At 32.1% G+C, this 23,461-nt stretch carries 25 protein-coding genes and 2 pseudogenes; 22 read left to right on the plus strand and 5 right to left on the minus strand.

The window, feature by feature from the left end; genetic code table 11:
- Positions 1 to 11: 11 nt before the first annotated feature.
- Together FOT98_RS22825 and FOT98_RS22830 are read left to right on the plus strand one after the other, a co-directional pair.
- Positions 12 to 518, plus strand: coding sequence for a DUF3189 family protein (locus FOT98_RS22825; protein WP_063263395.1), 507 nt, complete (start codon positions 12 to 14; stop codon positions 516 to 518).
- Positions 519 to 718: 200 nt separating this feature from the next.
- Positions 719 to 1,525, plus strand: coding sequence for a DegV family protein (locus FOT98_RS22830; RefSeq protein ID WP_063263396.1), 807 nt, complete (start codon positions 719 to 721; stop codon positions 1,523 to 1,525).
- 133 nt (positions 1,526 to 1,658) lie between these two features.
- Here the strand turns inward: FOT98_RS22830 and FOT98_RS22835 are convergent, their stop codons facing one another.
- Complete coding sequence (locus tag FOT98_RS22835) at positions 1,659 to 2,231, minus strand: DJ-1/PfpI family protein (protein WP_063263397.1); 573 nt, start codon at positions 2,229 to 2,231, stop codon at positions 1,659 to 1,661.
- A gap of 260 nt (positions 2,232 to 2,491) precedes the next feature.
- On the opposite strand from FOT98_RS22835, the gene FOT98_RS22840 reads away from it, so the two are divergent.
- The 3 genes and pseudogenes from FOT98_RS22840 to FOT98_RS22855 all read left to right on the plus strand — a co-directional run.
- A complete protein-coding gene (locus FOT98_RS22840; protein ID WP_063263431.1) occupies positions 2,492 to 3,715 on the plus strand; it encodes a MerR family transcriptional regulator in 1,224 nt (407 codons plus the stop codon).
- Positions 3,716 to 3,826: 111 nt separating this feature from the next.
- Complete coding sequence (locus FOT98_RS22850; protein ID WP_063263398.1) at positions 3,827 to 5,125, plus strand: MFS transporter; 1,299 nt, start codon at positions 3,827 to 3,829, stop codon at positions 5,123 to 5,125.
- A pseudogene (locus FOT98_RS22855) lies at positions 5,125 to 5,420 on the plus strand (methyltransferase family protein); the annotation flags it as partial. The gene FOT98_RS22850 and the pseudogene FOT98_RS22855, both read left to right, overlap by 1 nt.
- A 49-nt stretch (positions 5,421 to 5,469) precedes the next feature.
- Here the strand turns inward: FOT98_RS22855 and FOT98_RS22860 are convergent.
- On the minus strand, positions 5,470 to 6,183 hold the full coding sequence (locus FOT98_RS22860; RefSeq protein ID WP_097863557.1) for a hypothetical protein: 714 nt from the start codon (positions 6,181 to 6,183) through the stop codon (positions 5,470 to 5,472).
- Between the two features lie 496 nt (positions 6,184 to 6,679).
- On the opposite strand from FOT98_RS22860, the gene FOT98_RS22865 reads away from it, so the two are divergent.
- Complete coding sequence (locus FOT98_RS22865; RefSeq protein WP_063263400.1) at positions 6,680 to 7,480, plus strand: GNAT family N-acetyltransferase; 801 nt, start codon at positions 6,680 to 6,682, stop codon at positions 7,478 to 7,480.
- Positions 7,481 to 7,525: 45 nt separating this feature from the next.
- Positions 7,526 to 8,388 (plus strand): annotated as a pseudogene (locus FOT98_RS22870) (glycerophosphodiester phosphodiesterase).
- 270 nt (positions 8,389 to 8,658) lie between these two features.
- Here the strand turns inward: FOT98_RS22870 and FOT98_RS22875 are convergent.
- Positions 8,659 to 9,120 (minus strand): DUF2306 domain-containing protein, encoded by a 462-nt coding sequence (locus FOT98_RS22875; RefSeq protein ID WP_061679012.1) that lies wholly within the window; start codon positions 9,118 to 9,120, stop codon positions 8,659 to 8,661.
- 174 nt (positions 9,121 to 9,294) lie between these two features.
- Here FOT98_RS22875 and FOT98_RS22880 point away from each other — a divergent pair, with 174 nt between their 5' ends.
- On the plus strand, positions 9,295 to 9,825 hold the full coding sequence (locus FOT98_RS22880; RefSeq protein WP_061679013.1) for a DUF4269 domain-containing protein: 531 nt from the start codon (positions 9,295 to 9,297) through the stop codon (positions 9,823 to 9,825).
- Between the two features lie 45 nt (positions 9,826 to 9,870).
- Here FOT98_RS22880 and norG read toward each other — a convergent pair whose 3' ends face one another.
- Positions 9,871 to 11,304 (minus strand): efflux pump transcription regulator NorG, encoded by a 1,434-nt coding sequence (gene norG, locus FOT98_RS22885; protein WP_063263401.1) that lies wholly within the window; start codon positions 11,302 to 11,304, stop codon positions 9,871 to 9,873.
- Positions 11,305 to 11,455: 151 nt separating this feature from the next.
- Between norG and FOT98_RS22890 the strand changes: the two genes are divergently transcribed.
- From FOT98_RS22890 to FOT98_RS22945, 13 genes are all read left to right on the plus strand, one after another.
- Positions 11,456 to 12,367, plus strand: coding sequence for a DMT family transporter (locus tag FOT98_RS22890; RefSeq protein ID WP_063263402.1), 912 nt, complete (start codon positions 11,456 to 11,458; stop codon positions 12,365 to 12,367).
- Positions 12,368 to 12,562: 195 nt separating this feature from the next.
- Complete coding sequence (locus FOT98_RS22895; RefSeq protein ID WP_063263403.1) at positions 12,563 to 13,486, plus strand: nucleoside hydrolase; 924 nt, start codon at positions 12,563 to 12,565, stop codon at positions 13,484 to 13,486.
- 76 nt (positions 13,487 to 13,562) lie between these two features.
- Entirely contained in the window at positions 13,563 to 14,021 is a 459-nt protein-coding gene (locus FOT98_RS22900; protein ID WP_063263404.1) for a GNAT family N-acetyltransferase, read from the plus strand.
- Positions 14,022 to 14,051: 30 nt separating this feature from the next.
- The gene (gene cutA / locus FOT98_RS22905; RefSeq protein ID WP_063263405.1) at positions 14,052 to 14,390 is read left to right on the plus strand and encodes a divalent cation tolerance protein CutA; all 339 of its coding nucleotides are present in this window, start codon (positions 14,052 to 14,054) and stop codon (positions 14,388 to 14,390) included.
- Between the two features lie 25 nt (positions 14,391 to 14,415).
- Positions 14,416 to 14,862, plus strand: a complete 447-nt coding sequence (locus tag FOT98_RS22910) for an NUDIX domain-containing protein (protein WP_063263406.1) — start codon at positions 14,416 to 14,418, stop codon at positions 14,860 to 14,862.
- 199 nt (positions 14,863 to 15,061) lie between these two features.
- A complete protein-coding gene (locus tag FOT98_RS22915) occupies positions 15,062 to 15,328 on the plus strand; it encodes a heterocycloanthracin/sonorensin family bacteriocin (protein ID WP_061679019.1) in 267 nt (88 codons plus the stop codon).
- Between the two features lie 98 nt (positions 15,329 to 15,426).
- A complete protein-coding gene (locus FOT98_RS22920) occupies positions 15,427 to 16,443 on the plus strand; it encodes a serine hydrolase domain-containing protein (protein WP_063263407.1) in 1,017 nt (338 codons plus the stop codon).
- A gap of 30 nt (positions 16,444 to 16,473) precedes the next feature.
- Complete coding sequence (locus tag FOT98_RS32510; RefSeq protein ID WP_061679021.1) at positions 16,474 to 16,617, plus strand: hypothetical protein; 144 nt, start codon at positions 16,474 to 16,476, stop codon at positions 16,615 to 16,617.
- A 283-nt stretch (positions 16,618 to 16,900) separates the two neighbouring features.
- Positions 16,901 to 18,109, plus strand: coding sequence for an L-lactate MFS transporter (locus FOT98_RS22925; RefSeq protein ID WP_063263408.1), 1,209 nt, complete (start codon positions 16,901 to 16,903; stop codon positions 18,107 to 18,109).
- A gap of 132 nt (positions 18,110 to 18,241) precedes the next feature.
- Positions 18,242 to 18,667, plus strand: a complete 426-nt coding sequence (locus tag FOT98_RS22930) for a GNAT family N-acetyltransferase (protein ID WP_063263409.1) — start codon at positions 18,242 to 18,244, stop codon at positions 18,665 to 18,667.
- A 210-nt stretch (positions 18,668 to 18,877) separates the two neighbouring features.
- Positions 18,878 to 19,321: an NUDIX hydrolase gene (locus tag FOT98_RS22935; protein ID WP_063263410.1), complete on the plus strand. Its 444-nt coding sequence runs from the start codon at positions 18,878 to 18,880 to the stop codon at positions 19,319 to 19,321.
- A gap of 30 nt (positions 19,322 to 19,351) precedes the next feature.
- Entirely contained in the window at positions 19,352 to 20,482 is a 1,131-nt protein-coding gene (gene dnaN, locus FOT98_RS22940) for a DNA polymerase III subunit beta (RefSeq protein WP_063263411.1), read from the plus strand.
- Positions 20,483 to 20,504: 22 nt separating this feature from the next.
- Positions 20,505 to 21,017 (plus strand): NUDIX hydrolase, encoded by a 513-nt coding sequence (locus tag FOT98_RS22945; protein WP_063263412.1) that lies wholly within the window; start codon positions 20,505 to 20,507, stop codon positions 21,015 to 21,017.
- 130 nt (positions 21,018 to 21,147) lie between these two features.
- Here FOT98_RS22945 and FOT98_RS22950 read toward each other — a convergent pair whose 3' ends face one another.
- Positions 21,148 to 22,110 (minus strand): MBL fold metallo-hydrolase, encoded by a 963-nt coding sequence (locus tag FOT98_RS22950; RefSeq protein WP_144291154.1) that lies wholly within the window; start codon positions 22,108 to 22,110, stop codon positions 21,148 to 21,150.
- A gap of 296 nt (positions 22,111 to 22,406) precedes the next feature.
- Between FOT98_RS22950 and FOT98_RS22955 the strand changes: the two genes are divergently transcribed.
- Positions 22,407 to 23,399: an LAGLIDADG family homing endonuclease gene (locus FOT98_RS22955; RefSeq protein WP_144291155.1), complete on the plus strand. Its 993-nt coding sequence runs from the start codon at positions 22,407 to 22,409 to the stop codon at positions 23,397 to 23,399.
- Positions 23,400 to 23,461 lie beyond the last annotated feature (62 nt).

Genomic DNA, 23,461 nt, shown 5'->3' on the forward strand with positions numbered 1-23,461 from the left:
GGGATGATAATATGATATTCATTTACACAGATTTCGGCGGAACGCATTCAACTGCACTCGCTGCAGCGTATCATTTAAATAAATTACCAACGGATCGTAAGTTAACGAAAGAAGAAATATTAAATGTAGATTACTTTAATAAATTGAAAACAGAGGATATGGGGAAAATCATTTTTCATGGAGTAGATGAATATGGGAATCCTGTATATACAATTGGGTGCGGGGCATCTAAAGTCATCGTACCTGCGATGAAGCATTTAGGAGAGATTCTGCAAAAACATTACCACAGCCATGAAAAAATTATTTTTTCTAATACATCACCAACAGTACCTTTACCTATGACTTTCGGTGGACTATTTTCTAGAAGGTTCCATATCGATTTTATCGGTGTACCATTACTCGTATGGGGAGCAAAACTTAGCTGTGATAACATACAAAGACTTGTTAGTTACACGAAAGAAGCTGGCCGATTGACGAATGATTATGTTGTAATTTTAGATAATGATACTTTTAAATAATGCACGATAAGAAGAAAATGGGGCAAATACTTCGGTTTTCTTCTTTTTTTCGTGAAAATGACAAAAAATATTCACATTTAATATGCATCTACTATAGCCAAAACAATAAAGTCCTGTTACTATTACAGGGATATTCTCTTTTCGTAACATAAATATATAGAAAAGTCAGAAAAGAGGAATTGAATTAAGGGAGGAACAACATGAAGCGTGTTGCTTGGATTACTGATAGTACAACTGCGAGTTTTACAACAGAAGGAGATAACTTTGTTATCCCAATTGAAGTTATTATTGATGGTGTGTCGTACAAAGATTGTGAAGAAGGTGTGCGTGAGCGCGTCTATAATGCGTTAAACGAAGGTAAAACTGTCACTACATCACAGCCTAACATAGGGGAAATGGTAGAGTTATTTTCGAAATGTAAAGAAGAATATGAAGAGGGATTTGCAGTTGCTATTAGCGGAAAAGTAAGTGGAACCTATCAAAACATGAAGTTAGCTGCAGACATGGCAGGTTTCCCATTAACGGTATTAGATAGCGAAACAACAAGCTATCCAATGGATGAACTAATTAGAAAAGCGAAATCGTTATACAATGATGGTATGACGTTACAAGATATACACAATACATTAGCAGATGAAAAAAGAAGACCTTTCCACGTGTTCCCGAAAAGTTTAAAAGGCCTTTACGCAAGTGGACGTGTAAAAGGGGTTCAATTTTTACTTGGAAGTTTATTAAGTGTCAACTTAATATTAGAAGTAAAAGGTGGAGAGCTTTTACTTGAAAAGAAAGTTCGCAAAATCCAAAAATGTCGAGAATACATTAAAAATGAACTTGAAAAAGAATTACCAAAAGTACTTCATATGTTCCATGCTAACGATAAAGATGGAGCTGAAGAATGGATTTCAGATATTAGACAAGCATTCCCTGAAATGGATTTCAAACTATATCCATTACCAATTTCATTTGCGGTTCATGCAGGTGAAGGTACAATAGCAATTAGTTATTAAGAGAAAAACCCGTGAATGATTCGCGGGTTTTTTATTTAATTAAATTGAAAATGGAGGCATATTACGTCGCCATTAAGTAAAAAGCTCATTTTAACGTTTTTAGGAGCAACCAATCTCTCAACTAGATTTAAAATTAAAAATATAAACCTTTTCCTACTGGCTGAACAGTTTCTAGTACAGTATCGACCATTGTTTCATTGATTAGGGTTCTTATAATCCAAGCTGAGAGATCTTGAGCAGCAAAACAACCTGCAGCAGTGGAGATATTTCCTTCGTTTACGAAACTTTGTTCAATAACATCTACATCGAATTCTTTAAGCTTTTCTACTACGGACGGATATGTAGTCGCTTTTTTACCTGTTAGCAATTTTTTAGCTCCTAGTAATAATGAACCAGAACACATAGATCCTATTAATTGTCTTTGAGGATCTAAATGAATGCTATTAATATATTCTTGGTTTTTATATAAATCTTGTACACCCTTACCGCTTGCAAATATTACTGCGTCAGCAGTAGGAATATCAGATATGCTTCCTGTCATGGGAATACGTAAACCAGACATGGATATATGAGTTTTTTCCGTTCCTAATAGTTGAACGTTCCAATCAGAAACACCGCCAACTAAACGTACACGATTTAATAAATCCCATGGTAAAAAAACATCTATATCAGTAAAGTTATCGAAACAGACTATTGCAATTTTCATTTTCTAATCCCTCATTCCGTATGTATGTCCCCTTATTTAGAATATAAACTTCTCCTTTTAATTTTCTATATTAAGTTATAAATTCCTGTATATTCTATGCGATGGAAATTTAATTAAATAAAAGGATTATACACCTATAAAATATGTGGCATCCAAATACCTCATAGATAACGTAAATAATGTTGTTTCGAAAGTTTAAAGGGTTTTTAAATATAAAAATAGAAATCTATATAAAAAAATATACAAATGGTAGTGATGCTATGAAAATAGGTAAATTTGGAGAATTAAATAACATAAGTATTGATACAATTAGACATTATATGGACCTGGGTCTCATTATTCCTGAAAAAAAGGGAGGGCATTATTTTTTTGATGAGTATTGTCAAACAGATTTAAAACTTATATTACATTACAAAGAACTAGGGTTTAGCTTGAATGAAATTAAAGAACTATTTTTTTATAAAAATTTAGCGAAATCTATGAATTACAAAAAAGATACTTTTTACCAATCTTTATTTAAGCTGAAATATGACAAGTTGGAACAGGAAATAGAACTTTTGGAGAAAAAACGGGATAAATTAAAGGAAGTGTTACATGATTTATTATTAACAAGTGAAACTTCTAATTCAATTATAGGAATAGATTTAAGTGTACTACATTTACTGACATGTTCTAAGTGTAGCAAAAAATTAATTCTTCAAGATGGAATTATTACTAACAATCAAATTACCGAGGGGAAGTTAATTTGTAATTGTGGTGAAGAATATAGTATTACTTCAGGAATTATAACTGCTGGTAAAACATTTAAAGTAAATGGGCAAACGGCACTGGAAGATACTATTTCGGATTATATTTATGAAACTGATAAGGCATATTTGGAAAATATGCTTAAAGAAGGGGAATGGGCGAAAAAGAAACTAATACATTTAGATTTAAGTAACAAATTAATACTGGATATAGGATCGGGACTTGGATTCTTTTTGAGAAACATTTATGAAGACCTACCCGAAGATTGCCTATACATTGCAGTGGATCGAGATTTAAATAAACTTATATTTTTAAAAAATGTATTAGCAAGAAGAAATCCGAAAAGAAACATACTCTTTATCTGTGCTGATTTTTTGAACATCCCTATTCAGAATCAGTCTGTTGATATTGTAATTGATCATTCTGGTACGAGCAATTATAGTTTTGAGCATGAAAATTTTTTACTTCACGAGTTAAATCCGCTTTTTAAAATGGATTGCTTTTTATTAAGCTTATTTATTTTATTTAAAAATTTCAGCTCAAATAGCCAAATTACAAATAAATTTCGAGCAAATTTTACACTTTCAAAAGTAACGAAAGAGATCCAAAATCTACAGTTTCATTCGATTGATGAAAGTACTTCAAACTATTTGAAACGAGGAGGTAAGTACGAGGATTTCTTTGTTCAAGGAGAAGAAATTTATACATATTCATTTTTCGGAAAAAGATGGGGTTAACCCCATCTTTTATTTATTTCCCCTTAAAACTTTTCAAATAGTACATATTGATATTGGGTTAACCCAAGAACTTACACTTAATGTAATACAAAGAATAGTGGGGGAATTGTTATGGGAAGTTTACGATTACATATAGAAAATAAAAATAGAAACCCGGAACTAAGAAATATTTGTTTATATTCAATCGCAAAAACAGTATCAATATTCGGGACCTCTATGTATAGTTTCGCATTAAGTTTATATGTTTTACAAATAACTGGATCAGCGTTAAATTTCGCGATTACGCTCATATTAGGAACAATTCCAATGATTATTATGAATCCATTTGCTGGTGTAATTGCTGATAAAGTTAATAAAAAGAAACTAGTTGTTTGTATGGATCTACTAAGTGGCTGCTTATTAATAGCTGTTTATATAGTAAGCTGCCGTTATGGATTAAACTTATTCATCATTTATACTACGACCTTTCTAATGACGGTCTTTTCAACCTTTTTTGGAATAGGATTAGAAGCTGCAAAACCAAATATCGTCTCTAAAGAGAGGCTTATGAGTATTAATTCTATAAGTAAAATTATTGATTCTGTATCTCTAATTCTTGGACCCATGTTAGGTGGTATCGTTTTTTCAGTATTTGATATTAAAACTTTTATCATTATAAACGGTATTTCATTTATTCTTTCAGGGATAGCATTACTATTTATTCACTTTAAACTGTTCGAGTGTAATATAAATGGGGAAAATTCAAAAAGAAGAGTTAATTTTATTAAAGATATAAAAGAGGGGTTTTCTTACTTACTTGAAAAGGAAAGTTTAAAGAATACGTTTCATATTTTAATTTCGTTTAATTTCTTCTTAGGCTTTGCTGTTACCGTTCCATTGCCATACATTATTAACACAGTACTCAATCTTAGTTCTAAGCAATTTGGTATCATTCAAGGGACCTTTCCAGTAGGGATGATAATTGGTGCAATTGTAGTAAAAAAGATAACTAATCGTTTTTCTTACTCTTATCTTTTGAAAAAGCTAAGTTCTATGTTGTCAGTTATTATGATTTTTTCAGGAATTCCAGTTTTATTCAAAAGCTTTGAAGTGAATGATTTTGTATTCGTTATTACGTATTGTGTTGTTATGATCTTTTTAGGGATTATTATAGCGCTAATTGATATTCCTTTAATTTATTTCATGCAAAAAGAGATTCCTGATGAATATAGGGGAAGAGTGCTTAGTATTGGATTAAGCTTAGGGAAAATGATGCAGCCAATAGCACTCGCAATATCAGGTCTATTATTAAATTATATCCCAGCCTACATCATTCCAATTGCAGGTGGAATCTTATATTTAATAGTAATTAAAATTTCATCAAATCGTTTCACATTAGAAGTTCATTCGAAAGATTATAGTGCTTCGTAGTTTCAGAGCTACTTAGAAAACCTTTTAAAGACAATCCTGTAAATCAAGGTAAGCTATATACAGGTGGTTTATTTAAATATGCGATTCATATTAATTATCTTGGGGATTGCATTTGGGTGCTTGGTTTAGCATTAATCTCTTGCAATATTTTTAGTTTATTTATCCCGCTAGGCCTATTCTTAGTATTTGTTTTTGACTATATTCCAAAATCTGATGATTACTTACAGAACAAGTATGGGGAACAATTTACAGTGTATAAACAGAAAACAAAAAACTACTACCGTTTATTTGGTAAATCAACTTCATAAATTATAAAAAGCGCAGGATTCATATCCTGCGCTTTTCTATCGTAATTCAGCTGTTTTTCTAATAACAATCTTATCAATATCATCTTCTTCATCACCGATAAATAACCCGCGTTCTTTTAAATACGCCTCAAAATATAAATCTGCTTCTGCACGTTCATCATACGGTTTTACAGATAGAACGAAACCTAATTTGTTTTGTTCCTCTAAATGAGAAGTGGAGATGTAAGCCGGTACATTGTGGCGTAAAAAGAGTTCTTTAACCGGAATAATCATATCTTTCATTAATTTCGTTAACATACCCATTTCAAACTCGAAATTAAAGCGATCTATGCTACATAAATCAGCGAATACTACACCGATAAAACCTGTATTAAATACTTCTTGATATTCTACTTCTTCATCATTACCGTAAAAATCCTTTTCGATTAAATAATTTACAAAATAAGCAACGCCATCACTTTGTTCAAATGGTTTCGTTGAAAGAACAAAGCCGATTTTCTTTTGTTTATGTAAATACACACATGACATGTATGCTGAAATGTTATGTTCTTTAAATAGAGAACTTGTTGCCCCAGAGAGGCCATCAAGTACGTGATGAACAATTTGAAGTTTTTTACGAGCGAAATAATAGGATTTCTTTTGTAACTCCAATGTATCAATAAAGACAGAGCCGATAAAGCCTGTATTTGAAATGATAGGTGTTTGCTTTTTTCTTCCTCTGCGCTTTGCTTGAGCCATTGTAAAAATCATCCCTTCATGTACAATTAAAATAAAAAGAACGTCTGTTCGTATATTTATATTTTACTATTAAAACGCTATAAAGTAAAGGGTTTTTGACGAAAAAAACAACAAAAAAGACACCTGTAAAAGGTGCCTTAAACGCTGTAGGGAAGAGGGTTCATCCCTACAATTTATATTATGATACAGAAACAATCTCTTCTGTATCTTCTACATCTAAATGACAGTCCATAGTACGAACATCTTGATCTTCATGACTTCCGAAATAAATAGTAATTTTCATATGTATCGCTCCTTTATTCTAGGAATACCTAAAATAATTACTAGTAATGTTAATATTTATTATATACCACTTTTTTCATTCCGACAACGTTATATCATTTTTAATTCTTTTAGGGTGAAAAGAGTGATGTATAGAGCTATTTTTATAGAAATAGGCACATTTCATATATGTTATATTTAATACTGAACGATTCGAATACGAATTTTTATGAAAGGAGAAAAAAGAATGAATTATAAACAGTTATTAATAGATAACTTCACATATAAAACGTCATATATTGCGCGACAGGTACGTGGAATGAATGTAAAAGAAACGAAGGATTATATTGCTGTAGACTGTGGTTTACCTGCAGATACATTTAATATCATTACTTTATTAAACAATGATTTAATGGAAGGAAATGAGAAATTATATAAAGTGGTAAACAGCTATAATCAAAAGAAATTTCCAATGAGTGTTTGGTTTTGGGATGATAGGCATGAGCAAACTATAAAAAACGAATTGATAAAGCTTGGCTTAAAAGAAGCAGAACAGAATATCGCGATGGTAGCAGACTTAAAGACAATTCAACCAACAATGAAAATGCCAGAAGGTTTTACGATACAAAGAGCATTTTCGTTAGGACAAATTAAAAAGTTTGGGGAAACGTTAGCTAATCTATTTGGTACATCAGAGGAAGGTACACATGTGAAAACATTTTACAATGAAACTGCTTCTTTCGATTTGTGGAATAGTGAAAATATGAAACTATATTTAGGGATTTTTAAAGATGAAGTCGTATCTGTTGGTTCATTAGTATGTACAAAAGATAGTATTGGTATTTATGATATAGCAACTAAAGAAGAAATGAGAGGGCAAGGATTTGGCTCCATTATGTTTAATTACTTGCTGCAAGAAGCAAAAGAATTGAAAGTTGCTCAATGCGTATTACAAGCTTCACCTGATGGAATTAATATTTATAAAAAATCGGGCTTTCAATCTGTTGGACAAATGACAGTATTTGAAAATCGGCATTTAATTGAATAAATTATTCGATCCAAATTGCTTTCATGTAGGGGTTACTACATCATTATGAAAAAGGTATATATCATTACAATCATTTGCACCATTATATTAATAGGTACTTTTGTTTTTCATAAAGTAAATGAATTAAGTATACGAAAGCTATTAATCAATTAAATCATATACAAAATATTGCACATAGAGGCGCTTCTGCGTATGCGCCGGAACATACAATACCAGCTTATAAATTAGGACAACAATTTAAAGGAGATTATATAGAAATTGATCTTCAAATGACAAAAGACGGACATTTAGTAGCTATGCATGATGAAACAGTAAACCGTACTACAAACGGTACGGGATTAGTTAAGGAACAAACATTAGAAGAAATAAAGAAACTAAATGCAGGTTCCTTTTTCAATGAAAAGCATCCAAGTTTAGCAAAGATAGAATTTGAGGATGCTAAAGTTCCAACACTAGAAGAAATTATTGAAACGTTCGGGAATGGTGCAAACTATTACATGGAAACAAAATCGCCAGATGAATATGCTGGTATGGAAGAAAAGCTATTAGAAATTATAAAGCACTACGAAATAAGTGATAACGTTCTTATTCAATCATTTAGTAAAGAAAGTCTGCAAAAAATTCATAGTTTAGATGTTACTATACCTCTAGTACAATTATTATCTTACAAAAAGGCAGTTCAATTAACTGAATTAGAGATAAAAAAGTATAAAACATACTGTATCGGCCTTGGGATGAACTATAAATATATTGATTCAGCTTATGTAAAGAGAATAAAGAAACACGGATTAGAAGTTCATCCATTTACTGTAGATAATGAAACAGACATGAAAAAGTTACTTTTATGGGGAGTTGACGGGATGTTTACGAATTACCCGGATTGTTTACATTCGTTATTACAATCTTAAACTATAATAGTGTAATTATGACTGAACCAATAAAACAAGTAGCCTCAATTATACAAAGATGGTTTGTGGTCCAAATGGTAACATCATTGAATACATAGAGCTGATATTGAAATGAAATCCGAAAAAGAATCCAATATTTTATTGGATTCTTTTTATTTAACTCTAAGTGACGAACTTAAAGCGATATGAATTTGAATTTGTTAATAAAATATTACATTGAGTATGATTTTTTATAATTACCATCAGAAAGTAACGAAATTGTAATGAATTTTAACTACGTTTTTTATATTTTTTTGATACACTGGCTACGAGAGGAATACCGATTAATGTAGGTAAAAACCAAAACCATATAGGTGGCAGTAAATTAATTAAGGGAATATGAATACCGACGTTTACTAATAGCGCGGTAACGGCACCAATATAAGAACCTAACATACCTCTAATATGGTGATGCAGCCAATTTTTCCAACGTTTTTTTCGTGCTAGGTAGCCATAAATCGCAAATGAATAAGAGAAAATTGCTACATAAAATAAATATGCGATTTTATCCCAGTTCATAATGGATAATATAATTGCAGTAACGGTGATCACGACATAGGATGCATGATATATTTCACCCCATTCCGTATGTTTTCCTTTTTTCTTTTGAGCAACCATCGCTACAATACCGGTGATTAAACATATTGTTCCAAATAATATGTGGATGGTTAAAAGAACGTTGAAAATGCTCATAATAATTCCTCCTTTTTTATTTTTATGGTATTGCAGTATAGGAGAAAAGTTGAAACATATTGTTTATTCGCCTTAATATACTGAAATAAAGGTACTTCTAGAACAAATTTAAACGGACAAATTTTTCTTGAATTTAGTGAGTCACGTATTACGTGAAATGAAGGAGAGACTTCCATGTTTACATCTATTACATATTTACAATCTGGGAATGAGAAGCAACAAAAAGTGTATGATGTTTTGAATAAATTAAACATAATGGAGGATTTAACTTTGTATAGTCCCGTTCTTTGCGGGACAATCCCTATAAGAATTGATACAATTCAATCCGACTTAGATATAGTAATGGAAGTACATAACTTTGATGTTTTTGAACAGGAAATGAGATCTTTATACGGTTCTTATAAAGGATTCAAAATAAAAAAGAAAAAAATTAAAACTACCGAATCGATAAAGGTAAATTTTGAATTTGAAGGTTTTGAATTTGAATTATTTGCTCAGCCTAAGCCAGTACGTAACCAAAATGCATATAGACATATGATCGTAGAGCACATGCTATTAATGCAGCATCCACATATAAGGGAAGAAATTCTTCACTTAAAAGAGAACGGTTTAAAAACAGAACCTGCTTTTGCTCAAGTATTAAATATCGACGGAGATCCTTATGAAGAGCTTATTATGTTGGGGCAGGAAATGAGATTGTGGTAAATACGAGACACAAAAACTCCTCTATAAATAAAAGAGGAGTTTTTGTTATGTCATTAACTTACGGATTAATTCACCTAATACTTTAATCCCGTTAGTCATTTGCTCTGGAGAAGCATATCCATATGATAAACGAATATACTGATCTGATTCTTCTTCATAGATACGCCCTGGGTTTAAAAGAATTCCTTTTGACAGTGCCTCTGAAAATAATTTTTTCATCGGAATGCTAGGTACAATCTTTAGCCATATAAAAAATCCGCCAGTAGGAATATCCCATGATGCAACATCTGCACAGTACTTATTTAAAGCACGTATCATGATTTGTCTTCGTTCTTTTAATTGAATTCTTACGTTTGCAACATGTTCTCCATAAAAATCATTAGTTATCCATTCAGCAGCAACTCTTTGGGATAATGAACTCGATCCATAGTCTGTTTGCATTTTTATATCTGACAATCTATCAATTACAGGTTCTGGTCCAATAATCCATCCAATTCTAAGACCAGGAGTAAGTGTTTTAGAGAGACTACCAACATATAATACATGTCCATGTTTATCTATCGACTTTAAAGGAGCTGGAGGTGGTTCATCAATCCATAATTCGCGATAAATATCATCTTCAATAATAGGTAACTGTTCCTTTTCACATATTTTTAATATTTCTTTTCTTCGCTCTTGAGACATTAATATCCCTGTTGGATTTTGAAAACAAGGGATAGAATATAAAATATTTTTTTTTTGACTATATTTGATTCGGTTTAATAACTCGTTAGGTAAGATACCGTGATGATCCATACATATACCAGCTAGATTTATATTTGCTGATTGAAACACATGAAGTGAATATAAGTAAGAAGGTTGCTCGAGTAAAACGGTTGATTCTCTATGCAAAAGACCAATTGATATTAATTGCAATGCTTGTAACGCACCAGAAACGATTAATATAGAACCGGCTGATGCATGTATTCCAAATGATTTTACGTATTTACTAATTGCTTCACGTAACGGTAAAAACCCTTTTTGTTCTTCGTATCCAAAATAATCTAATTCGTCACTTACACTTTTCATAATGGACTGCATAGTTTCTAGTGGGAAAAGTTGCGGCGCGAGTTCACCTTTACTTAAATGGATAAGCGTTTTATTTGCTTCTGCTTCATTTATGTCTCGTACCAATAACTTACTAGGTTTATGAATACCAGCTTTTACATATTCACTCCAATCAGGCGGGGGATTCGTCGCTAATAATGACCATGTATTATTTGTTACAATTGTTCCTGCTCCAATTTTCCCTTGAATCAATCCATCTGCAATAAGTTCATCTAGTGCAGTTATTACAGTGCTACGATTTACTTGAAATAATTTGGCTAACTGCCGTTGACTAGGGACCTTACTTCCAATAGGCCATTCTCCGTTTTTGATTTTTTCTTTCATATAGTCTACTATCTGCCGATATTTAGGCAGTTTTTTATTAGTTTTCATAAAAAAACTCCCTCGTTCACTTTAAAAATGCCAAGTGGTTGGTTTTTACAATAAATAACTGGTTGAAGACATTGTAACAACTATTAAATATGATGAAAAGAAATAATTGGTAATTTGAAAGTGGTTGGTTTATTAGGGAGGGAAAGATAACATGCAGAATAAAAAATGGGATTTACGCATCATATGTGCTCACGCTTTTACGATTTTAATATGGGGAACCGCTTTTCCGGCAATTCGTATGGGACTCGAATCTTATACACCAGAGCACCTTACTCTACTACGTTTATTAATTGCTTCATTTATACTTCTTTTGTTTTCCTTTATATATAAGTTGCGGCTACCAGATTTAAAGGATCTCCCAGCAATTTTTATATTTGGTGCTTTAGGGTTTACTATTTATCACATTGCATTAAACTACGGTGAAAAAACAGTAAATGCTGGATCTGCAAGTTTAATTGTTTCAGTCACACCAATAGTAACGGCTATTTTTGCTTCTGTTTTTTTGAACGAAAAAATGAAAGTAAATGGTTGGATTGGTGGTGTAATTAGTTTTATAGGAATTGCTTTCATATCATTTAGTCAAGGAGATGCTATTCAATTGAATAGTGGAGGATTATTTATATTATTAGCAGCGATTTCAGAAAGCCTATTTTTCGTTTTCCAAACTTCTTACTTAAAAAAATACGGCTTCTTACCATTTACCATATATACAATTTTATCTAGTACTGTATGCATGCTTATTTTCTTACCGGGAATGTATACAGAAATACTAGCAGCTCCTCTTGAAGTGAATATGAGTGTTTTATATTTAGGTTTATTTCCAACAGTACTCCCATATATCGCATTGGCTTATATCATCTCTCATTCTGGTGCTGCTGAGGCAACAAGTTCTCTATATTTAACACCAGTAACTGCATGTTTTATTGCGTGGTTATGGTTAGGTGAAGTGCCGACAGTTGTTTCGATAATTGGCGGGGGAATTACTATACTTGGGGTTTTAATTGCACATGTATCATTAAAAAAAGAAATGCAAAGTGAAAAGTACCGCAATACAGCAAGGTAGTTTGGTTAGTATTTGCAAGAGATGTAATTGAACTGTTTATTAGATTTCTTATTAGTGGAAGGATTAGCATAATGTTAATCCTTTTTATTTATACAATTCTTACTAGTAACATCCATATAAAATTGTATAGTTTAATTATTTTTTTACATATACATAGTTATAATCTGCTATTTACTATATGAAAGGAGGCATCCTTTGGAAAAAGTATTATTTTTCGGAGACCCAGGTATTGATGACTCGTTTGCCATTATGTTTGGTTTACTGCATCCTGAAATTGAAATTGTCGGTATTGTAACTGGATATGGAAATGTTGAACATATACATGCTGCACATAATGCAGCGTATATTTTACAGTTAGCAAATAGACAAGACATTCCTGTGATTAGCGGTGCAACAAAACCACTTACAGAAGAAATTACTACATATTATCCTGAAATTCATGGACCAGAAGGATTAGGGCCTATTCATGTGCCAGAAAGTGCATTGTCTATCCCGATATACAATTTTGGTAGTATTGCCTCGATTCTTGTAAAGTACGGAAAGGACTTAACAATTGTCGATGTAGGAAGATCTACCTCGTTAGCGATTGCTTTTAATTTATGGAATGATTTAATGCTAAATGTAAAAGGAATATATTTCATGGGTGGTGTCTTTTTAGAAGTAGGGAACGTTACGCCATTAGCAGAGGCAAATGTGTATGGAGATCCTATTGCAAGTAAAATTGTTTTTCAGCAAGCAAATAATTTATTTATATTTCCTTTAAATGTAACAAACAAAGCTGTGTTAACGCCAAATATGTTTGACTATATTCAAGCTAATTCAAAGAATCCATTTCATACGATAATGAAACCAATGTATGATTACTATTTTTCTGCATACCAAAAACTTAATCCATCTATCGAAGGGCCATTGCTTCATGATGTGGTTGCTATAAGTGGATTAGTAAATCCAGGTTTTTTCGAATTTGTAAATCGTACAGTGAATGTAGATACATACGGAGATACGAAAGGACAAACATTTGCTGATTTTCGACCTAGTTCTATATCAGAAGGAGCCAGTATAGCTTTAGAAATAGATGAAGAAAAATTTATTCAAGATTTTATTAAAACGATGCTATAAGTCGATGCCGAAACAGGGATTTATTTCACTACGTTGAATATATAAATACATTCCCTTTATAAAGGAGCTTACAATATTGAATGTCCAGTTAAAGGTTGTTACAAGAGAGAATTGGGAAGATGCTTTAAAGCTACAAGTTAAAGAAAATCAAACGAAATTTGTTCCAGCTGTAGCAGTTTCACTTGCTAAAGTATATATAAAACCAGATGGTGACAATGTGGAGTACATACCATTTGCGATATACGACGGCAATCTAATGGTTGGTTTTATTATGCATGCTGTTATAAGAGAAACAACTGATATGTATTGGATAAATGGATTTATTATTGATCAAAAGCAGCAAGGGAATGGTTATGGAAAAGCGGCGTTACAAGAAAGTATTTACTTAATAAAAAATACATGTAAGGCGTGTAAAGAAATAAGATTAACCGTACATAAAGAGAATCTCTCTGCAAAGAAATTATATGAACATTACGGTTTTCAATCATTGGGACTTGATTATGATGGTGAGCAAGTATATCGTTTATTCGTTTAAATATTATGAAGTAAAGGTGTGAAAAGAAAGATGCAATTTTCGGAAGTGAAAATCGAAGTATTTATTCCTGAAGAATACATTGAGACATTACGGAATGAACTAAATAAAATTGGTGCTTGTAAAACGGGAAAATATGACCATTGTCTTTCCTATAGTTCCGTGAAAGGATACTGGAGACCATTAGATGATGCATCACCTTTTAATGGAGAAATAGGCCACATATGCGAAGGGCAAGAATGTAAAATTGAAATAAAGTGTAAACGGGACCTTGTAAAGGATGCCCTTGAAGTGATTAATGAAATTCACCCGTATGAAACACCTATGATTTATATTATCCCAATATTAAATGGCTATTTTAATCAAATATAAAATTAATGACTGGGAGGAATAACAATTGGAAAATAAATTTCATCACATTGTACGAGCTGTAATGTTAAAGGATAATAAATTGTTATTGGCTGAATATATTGGCCATCATTATTTTTTACCAGGTGGTCATGTTGAAGTTGGCGAATCAGCTGAGAATGCATTAATAAGAGAACTAAGAGAAGAACTCGGGATAAACTGTAGCATAAAACAATTTTTAGGAGTAATAGAAAACCAATGGCAAGACCGTGAAGTTCTTCATCATGAAATCAATCACATTTTTGAAGTAGATTCGCAAGAGTTACATATTGATTTCATACCAAAATCTAAAGAATCTCATTTGGCGTTTCACTGGATAAATTATAATCAAGAAGCTTTACATACGTATAAAATCATGCCAGCGCCATCAGTTAAAGAGTTATTAGAAAGAAAATTAAGCGATGAACTACTAAACTGTTGGATTAGCAATTTTTAAGCACCTCTATTAATAGTAAATACGTCCACCGAAAGCAGATTAAGAAAATAGGCTAAAAAACAAGGTACATCACCTAGTGTAAGTTCATATTTTGTTGATGTACGCATTTAGTCTATAGTCTTATTTCTACTTTGTTTGCAAAAATATATAAACTTTAACATTTGGACGGAATTTATTTTTATAAATGGAGGGTTTCGTAATGAATCAGTTTCAACAAGACTTACAATCATTAAACCTTAATGATTATCAATCTGGTAATGTTGTGTATTGGGATCAACTACAACAAAATCAATATCCATACTATTACATTCAAGACGAAGCACGTCGTTGCGGCGGATGCGGAGGTTGTGGTGGACGCTGTGGTGGATGTGGTGGCGGAAGATGCGGAGGTTGTGGTGGCGGTCGTTGTGTAGGCTGTGCTGGATGTTTCGGTTGTTTTAACTGCTGGAACTGGTGGATCATTTAAGTATAGAAAGAAAACTATTTTACTTGAAAGAAAGGTGTGGAAATTATTTTGCACTTTTCTTTCAAATGTAATTGTTATGCGTATTAAGGAGGATTTATTTGTATACTTACGATAAGTTAATTTCTTGGGTAGAAAATATAAAAGAAAAAAATCATAGTTCTGCAACAGCACTTTGTATTATAAAAGATAACAAAATTGTACTAGAGCATTATAGTGGATTTCACTCAAATACATCGACTAATAAAAAAGTGACCACATCTTCACAGTTCAATGTTGCTTCTGCCAGAAAAAGTTATTTAGGTTTAATGGTAGCATATGCGCTTTACGAGGGGAAAATAAACTCTATTGACGATGAAGCGATAAAGTATTTTAAAGACTTTGATCCTGCATTGCTCGGTAAAACAACGATAAGACATTTAGTAACCCATTCGCACGGTTTAGGAGAAACGAATGACGGAACAATTTTTCGTGAATTTGAACCTGGACAAGCATGGGCGTATAGAGATGTTAATGTAAGAATGATAACACGTCTTATTTATCAGCTATATAGCAAAAGTTTTCCTGAATTGTTAAAGGAGCGTGTATTTGATCTAGCTTACTTCAAAGAAACAGGTTGGAGAATTAAGCAAGATGAGAATTTAGTTAAAGTTGTTGATAATCCAAATGAAGACGCGATAAGTGAAATTGGTACGGTAGATGATGGTACTGAAAAAAATCTGTTTGTCTCAGCTAGAGAATTTGCTTATTGGGGCAATCTTCATTTAAATCAAGGTATGATAAACGGTAAACAAATTGTTCCAAAAGAAGTTATAAAAATTGCTACGAGCTTGCAGAGTCCAACATATATAAACAAAGAACTACCACAAAACGGGTTGTTTTGGTTCATTCAAAATGAACCTGCGCTTTCAAGTGAACTTGGTGAACGAGTTCCAAAAGGATCATATCAAATACTAGGAATTACAGGACCGACTTTATTAGTAATACCTGAATATAATGTAGTTGTTGCGAAAATGTATAATAAAAGATATAACTACGGCGGTGATCATTATTTATATTATTTACGTGAATTTAGCAATTTAGTCGCTGATACATTTCGTAACAGTAATAGGGCATAATTACTCCTATAATGAAAAGGAGTGAGAAAAGTGAAAGATAAAATGAATACAAACAAAAAGCAAAACATTAAAGATGTAAAAACAGAACAAAATGCAATTTATAGCGATCCAAAAGACGCAGCTAATATGCAGACGGTACCGCAGCCGAAGGATTTTGATGAAATCGAATATTAATTTTTATCCATCCGACTATATGATGAATGAAAAATACATCTTAAGTCCCATCACATGACAGAAGTATTTTGATATCATATATACATAAGCATTTGAAAATGTCTTATCTTAACAAAGCTTTCTTTAAGTAAATCTAATATAACCTGCAAAAAGACACTTCATTATGGAGTGTCTTTTTGTGTACATGAACTGAATTACCATTTTCCGTACAGTATTTTGCAATTTATGATGGATATACTAACTGTGAAAATTCATGTCATGATTAAAGAAGGGGACAGTTAGTATGAAACAAACTTCTATAAATCCGTTACTAATTGTTCTAGGTACAATCATTGTTCAAATTGGCCTTGGGACAATTTATACATGGAGTTTATTTAATCAACCCCTTGTCAGTAAGTTTGGATGGAACCTCAATGCCGTTGCGATAACTTTCTCCATAACAAGCTTTTCTTTATCATTTTCAACCTTATTTGCAGGAAAGTTGCAGCAAAAGTTAGGACTTCGTAAACTCATCGCTACGGCAGGGATTGTTCTGGGACTTGGGTTAATACTTAGCTCACAAGTTTCTTCCTTACCATTACTATATTTATTAGCTGGTGTCGTTGTTGGTTATGCAGATGGAACTGCCTATATTACATCACTATCCAATTTAATTAAATGGTTTCCAAATCGAAAAGGACTTATTTCTGGCATATCTGTTTCTGCATATGGAATGGGTAGCTTAATCTTTAGATATATAAACGGAAGTCTTATTGATAGTCTTGGTGTATCACAAGCATTTTTATATTGGGGTATCATCGTCTTGCTTTTAGTTTTAACCGGATCGTTCTTCTTACGTGAAGCAATCGTAAGTAACACCGTAACTGAATCCGTACAAAATGACTATACACCTCGTGAAATGATGCGAACGAAACAAGTATATCTCTTGTTTTTTATGTTATTTACATCGTGTATGGGCGGTCTATATTTAATCGGTATGGTAAAAGATATTGGGGTACAGCTCGTTGGACTTAGCGCAGCAACCGCAGCTAACGCCGTCGCAATGATCGCAATCTTTAATACAGTAGGAAGAATCGTACTTGGAACGTTATCAGATAAAATTGGCCGAATGAAAATTGTTTCTGCAACGTTTATAATAATTGGATTGTCAGTCTTTACTTTAAGTTTCATTCCTCTAAATTACGGAATTTATTTCGCTTGTGTAGCAAGTGTTGCCTTTTGCTTTGGTGGTAATATCACAATCTTCCCAGCCATTGTCGGAGATTTCTTTGGATTAAAAAACCATAGTACTAATTACGGGATTGTATATCAAGGTTTCGGGTTCGGTGCACTTGCAGGAGCGTTCATCGGAGCATTACTTGGTGGATTTCAACCGACATTTATTATAATTGGTGTTTTAAGCGTTATTTCCTTTATTATTTCGATATTAATTCGTCCTCCAAAAGCAGAAAAGAAAAAAGAAACACAACATTTATATCGAAAAGTAGCTTAATTCTGGAAAAGAGTCCTCATGATAGGGCTCTTTTTTCAATGTAACGTTAACTTTGCTCCCGTTTTTATTAAAAGACAGGACAATATCATTAAGTGATTGAATAAATAAGTAAAGAGGAGCGTGATAATTAAAATGAAAATAGTACAGCAATGGGTCCAAGAAGATAGTGATTACATAAGAGAAAAAGTAATTGAATATAACCAAAAACATATTGCTGATGAAGAGAAAAAGCCTTCAGAAAAAATTAGTTTTATAGTAAAAAATGAAAAGGAAGAAATTGTAGGTGGAATAACTGCAATTACATTTTGGCACCACGTGCATGTCGATTTCCTTTGGGTTTCTAAAGATTATAGACACGAAGGATATGGAAGTAAGTTATTAAAACGTATTGAAGAATTTGCAATTGAAAAAGAGTGTAGGCTAATCAATTTAGATACTTTTAGTTTTCAGGCACCTGATTTTTATAAAAAACATGGGTATAAAGTGATTGGAGTAAGTGAAGATCATCCGAAAGGACACAATCGATATTATTTAGAAAAAAGGTTAGAAAATATATAGAATTCCAAAATAAATCAAAGCATAAAGAGCGTACATTGAATAATTACTTTCAACATACGTTCTTTTTCATATAGCAATGAAAGGTTATCGGTTATTAACTTTACTAAGAGCAGATAAATGAAATACTCTATTAATTTTTTATATTTTATAACGATTAAATGGTAGAATGTAACAAAGACAGAAAATTCTCGTTATTGAAGGTGGACTTAGATGAAAAAAGTAAATGTTACATATGCACTTTTATATGATAAAACAAACGAAAAAATTCTAATGGTAAAAAACAAAGGGAAGAATGGCTCTTATTACACGTTACCAGGTGGCGCAGTTAAATTTGGAGAAACGTTAGAAGAGGCAGTAATTCGGGAAGTGAAAGAAGAAACCGGGCTACATATAACTGTAAATGGTATTGGTTACATTAGCGAAGCTTTTTTTGAAGAGAGAGGGCACCATGCCATTTTCTTTAATTTTTTAGGTGAAATAATCGACGGGGAGACAAATATAACAAGACCAAAAGAAATTGAAGATATTACTTGGATGGAATTACATAAAGCAGCACCGCATTTACGTATACCAGAACAATTATTAAATACATTACAAAGGAAAGAAACAGCACCTTACTTTTTTAACGGAACAATCATTCATCAATCTTCATAACATTAACATATCATGTAAGGCGGGGAAAAAATGGAGTTTATCGTTAATCATAATCATTTCACTCAAGCACTTTCAGAAGTAAGTAAAGCTATATCTACCAAAGCTATAATACCTATATTATCTGGTATAAAAATAACCGCAGATCAATCTGGAATTACTTTAATCGCAAGTAATTCAAATATTTTCATTGAAAAATTCATCCCTAGTTCCAACGAAAACGACCAAATTACAACTATATTAAAAGCAGGAACTATTGTAGTACCTGCAAAATATTTCATTGAAATTATAAAGAAAATGCCAAGTGATGTATCAATAAAAAGTACGAATGAGCAAATTATTACGATACAGTCAGAAGAAATTACATTAAACTTAAATGGACTTCCAGCATATGAATTTCCGAATGTACCACTTATAGACGGTCATACAAAAATACAAGTGGAAACAGAACAATTAATTGAAGTATTTAAACAAACTGTCTTTGCAGTAGCTAAAAATGAATCTAGACCGGTTCTTAATGGCGTTCATTTAGAGTTAGATCATAATAAATTAATTTGCGTAGCAACTGATTCACATAGACTTGCTATACGCGAAACGATTATATCTACAGATGTGAAAGCAAGTTGTATCGTACCAAGTGCAACTATTAGTGAACTTCTAAAATTAATGAGTAGTAATTCAGAATTCGTATACATCTATCTTTCAGAAAGTCACATTATTTTTACATTCGGCACAACTACTTTATATTCAAGACTAATTGAAGGGAAATATCCTAATATATCTAGTTTAATTCCAAATGATTTTCAGACAGTCATTAGCATAGATAGAAAAAAGATTTTACAAGGTGTAGATCGATCAAACTTATTAGCAAGTGAATGGGCAAATAACAATGTCAACTTAGAAATCATAGACGCATCCACATTGAAAATTTCTTCTAACGCTTCTCAGATTGGAAAAATATCCGAGACACAACAGATAGATGCGATTCAAGGTGAAAATCAATTAAATATATCTTTCGATGGAAGATTTATGATGGATGCTTTAAAGGCGATAAAAGAAGAAACGGTTACTTTGAGTTTCAGTGGTTCTATGAGACCAATATTAATTGGAGCAGGGACGCGATCTGCAGCAGTACATCTTATATCACCAGTAAGAGCATATTAAAAACGTAGGAAGGAATTACATTATGTACAAGCATACTTTATGTTTTATAAAAAGAAATGAAGAGATACTTATGTTAAATAGAGAATATGACCCTGTAAAGGGATTGTGGAATGGGGTAGGAGGAAAAATAGAAAAGGGAGAAACACCTTTAGAAAATGCAATTCGTGAAATAAAAGAAGAGACTAATATAAAAGTTACGCATGACCAAATTAAATTTAAAGGTATTATTAAATGGGAGGACTCTTCATATTCTGGCGGCATGTATGTTTATCTAATAGAGCTAATGAATGAATTTATATATCACACTCCAATAAAAGCCTCAGAAGGAATTTTAGACTGGAAAGAGATTTCGTGGATTTTAAGTGACTATAATTATGGCGTAGGGGAGATGATACCTAATTTTTTACCGGAAGTACTCCACAATGAATTAATATTAGAGCACAATTTTGTTTTATCTAATCATAAATTAATAGATTATAGGAATGCAGAATTGATTAAGCAGGATAGTTCTATAGATAATATAATTCGATTGTAAAAAGCAGGAATGAACCTCTGTACGAGCAAGAGGAGTTTCAGATATCGTAAAGGCAAACATAGTGAAATAAACTTAAATACATAAAAAGAGCGAATCACTTATAAGAAGGTTCGCTCTTTTTTATTTATAATTAAATTTCTTTCCACCAAGCTGACGATGGATAGTCTGTAGATTTTAACGTAATCGATTCACCAATTTGCGGCGTTGCGATTTTAACTCCTAAACGCTTAGCTTCTTTCGTTACTCGTTCAATTGGATCACTCCATTCATGTAAGGCCAATGTAAAAGCAGCCCAATGAATCGGAAGAAGTAGATCTCCTTTCACGTCAATATGAGCTTGAACCGTCTCTTCAGGTAACATATGAATAGCAGACCACCTTGGATCATATTGTCCACATTCCATTAACGTAAGATCGAATGGACCATATTTATCACCGATCTCCTTAAAGTGAGGAGCATACCCGCTATCACCACTAAAGAAAACTCTAGTCTCTTGGCCAAGAATAAGCCATGAACACCATAACGAACAATCTCTATCTGTCATACTTCGTCCAGAAAAGTGCCTTGCAGGTGCACAAACTAACTTTATATTATCAAACGTAATTTCGTCCCACCAATTATGCTCACTAATTTTACTAGGTGAAACACCCCATTTAATTAAATATTGCGCAACTCCAGTTGGAACATAAAAGTGCTTTGCACGATCTTTTAACAGCATAATACTCTTGTAATTCAAATGGTCATAGTGATTATGAGAAATGATAATCGCATCAATTTCTTGAAGATCTTCACGTTCTAAAGAAAAAACACCACTATAACGTTTACTAGTAAACACAGGAAATGGGGAAGATGTATCTCCAAACATCGGATCTAATAACAATTTTTTACCTTCTATTTTCAAAAGGGAAGCAGAGTGCCCAAACCATGTCACATTCTCTAAAGACTCATTATTTTTATCCGATAAAAGAATAGGTAAATTCTTTAAAGGACGCAGCTTTGATTTCATTTTAAAGTAATCAGTCATTAAACCGATAATATCTTTCGGTTTAAAACTTACATCAGTATGAATTTGATTTATATATTTCTTTTTCATTCGTTCTCCTTTTTACGTTTAACAATATACGTATGTTGTTATTGTAGCTAATTGTAGTGTAAACGAAATTATCTTACCTTTCATCTTAAACGCAGTACATTTCATAAATTTGTCAAATTCATTATTCTTATATATAAAATGAAAATCATATAGCAGCAGAGGAAACTAATATGAAGTAAATGTAAATTGTTGTGATTTAGTAAATTCATTCTTATACGCAACAAAGAACATACGTTTCGTTGTATGTTATAGAAGTAAATAGATCTCTAAATAATAAAAGGAAGGAGAAGTTGTAAATGCAAACAGAAAGAAACAAGAAATCAAAATGTAAACTATCAAAATCTGAAATAACGCAGCTATATGCAGATGGGAGGAGTACCTCAGAAATCGCTATACTGGCTAATGTGTCTGCAAGGTATATTCGTTTGGTTTTATCAGACAATAACGTACCAAGGCGCGCTATAGGGAGTTGGAAGAGAAAGTATGACATAACAGAAGATTATTTTAAAACGTGGTCAAACAATATGGCTTATATTTTAGGGTTTATAGCAGCAGATGGTGTTATACAGAAAGAAAATCAATGTGTCAGTATATCTCAAAAAGAAAATTACATTTTAGAAGATATTAAACAAGAACTAAACACCAACCAGCCACTATATCAAAACAAAAAAACAGGCGTATATATGCTAAACATAAATAGCAAAACAATAAAAGACGATTTAATGAACATTCACGGAATTAAGCCATGTAAATCTTTTAACATTGAATTTCCATTTATACCAGAAGAATATTTACATCATTTTGTGCGTGGGTATTTTGATGGGGATGGTTACGTCAAGTATGAAACTTATACAGTAAGCTTTGTAGGAGGATCATATAGCTTTATGAATTCTTTACATCAAATACTACAAAATCACAATTTATCAGCCGATTTATTAAATCAAAATAAACATTATCGCGTCATTTTAACCGGGAGAAAATCAATACAACTATTTTCAAATTGGATTTATAAAGACAAAAATATTTATTTGCATAGAAAATATGAAGAATTTCAGAAAGAAAGTCTAAGTCTAGATCAATTAAAAGATCGAAACCTAAAAAGAACTCAAGCTGCTGTTAAGCAGAGAAAACAAAATTTCCTTAAGGAATATATGAAAAATAAAAGTATCGCCAAAACTTGTTCCAATTTAGAAATTAAGGAACCAACTTTTAAAAGTTGGTTAAAAAATGATAATCAATTTAAAAAAGACTATGAAAGAATTAATTTTGATAAATCCAACTACCAATAACTAACTTTAAAATTCTAGATGACCTTAGTATAGGCATTAACATAGCCATACTAAGGTTTTTT

The organism is Bacillus sp. HY001, assembly GCF_007558965.1.
Classification (GTDB): domain Bacteria; phylum Bacillota; class Bacilli; order Bacillales; family Bacillaceae_G; genus Bacillus_A; species Bacillus_A mobilis.

Bases quoted from the DNA above. Each gene is read 5' to 3' on its own strand.
- FOT98_RS22860 (WP_097863557.1), bottom strand. From the start codon at position 6,183: ATGATTTTTACAATGGCTCAAGCAAAGCGCAGAGGAAGAAAAAAGCAA.
- FOT98_RS22915 (WP_061679019.1), top strand. From the start codon at position 15,062: ATGAATCAGTTTCAACAAGACTTACAATCATTAAACCTTAATGATTAT.
- FOT98_RS22880 (WP_061679013.1), top strand. From the start codon at position 9,295: ATGTTTACATCTATTACATATTTACAATCTGGGAATGAGAAGCAACAA.
- FOT98_RS22935 (WP_063263410.1), top strand. From the start codon at position 18,878: ATGAAAAAAGTAAATGTTACATATGCACTTTTATATGATAAAACAAAC.
- FOT98_RS22930 (WP_063263409.1), top strand. From the start codon at position 18,242: ATGAAAATAGTACAGCAATGGGTCCAAGAAGATAGTGATTACATAAGA.
- norG (WP_063263401.1), bottom strand. From the start codon at position 11,304: ATGAAAACTAATAAAAAACTGCCTAAATATCGGCAGATAGTAGACTAT.
- dnaN (WP_063263411.1), top strand. From the start codon at position 19,352: ATGGAGTTTATCGTTAATCATAATCATTTCACTCAAGCACTTTCAGAA.
- FOT98_RS22840 (WP_063263431.1), top strand. From the start codon at position 2,492: ATGAAAATAGGTAAATTTGGAGAATTAAATAACATAAGTATTGATACA.
- cutA (WP_063263405.1), top strand. From the start codon at position 14,052: ATGCAATTTTCGGAAGTGAAAATCGAAGTATTTATTCCTGAAGAATAC.
- FOT98_RS22865 (WP_063263400.1), top strand. From the start codon at position 6,680: ATGAATTATAAACAGTTATTAATAGATAACTTCACATATAAAACGTCA.
- FOT98_RS22835 (WP_063263397.1), bottom strand. From the start codon at position 2,231: ATGAAAATTGCAATAGTCTGTTTCGATAACTTTACTGATATAGATGTT.
- FOT98_RS22950 (WP_144291154.1), bottom strand. From the start codon at position 22,110: ATGAAAAAGAAATATATAAATCAAATTCATACTGATGTAAGTTTTAAA.
- FOT98_RS22945 (WP_063263412.1), top strand. From the start codon at position 20,505: ATGTACAAGCATACTTTATGTTTTATAAAAAGAAATGAAGAGATACTT.
- FOT98_RS22850 (WP_063263398.1), top strand. From the start codon at position 3,827: ATGGGAAGTTTACGATTACATATAGAAAATAAAAATAGAAACCCGGAA.
- FOT98_RS22875 (WP_061679012.1), bottom strand. From the start codon at position 9,120: ATGAGCATTTTCAACGTTCTTTTAACCATCCACATATTATTTGGAACA.
- FOT98_RS22890 (WP_063263402.1), top strand. From the start codon at position 11,456: ATGCAGAATAAAAAATGGGATTTACGCATCATATGTGCTCACGCTTTT.
- FOT98_RS22925 (WP_063263408.1), top strand. From the start codon at position 16,901: ATGAAACAAACTTCTATAAATCCGTTACTAATTGTTCTAGGTACAATC.
- FOT98_RS22825 (WP_063263395.1), top strand. From the start codon at position 12: ATGATATTCATTTACACAGATTTCGGCGGAACGCATTCAACTGCACTC.
- FOT98_RS22955 (WP_144291155.1), top strand. From the start codon at position 22,407: ATGCAAACAGAAAGAAACAAGAAATCAAAATGTAAACTATCAAAATCT.
- FOT98_RS22830 (WP_063263396.1), top strand. From the start codon at position 719: ATGAAGCGTGTTGCTTGGATTACTGATAGTACAACTGCGAGTTTTACA.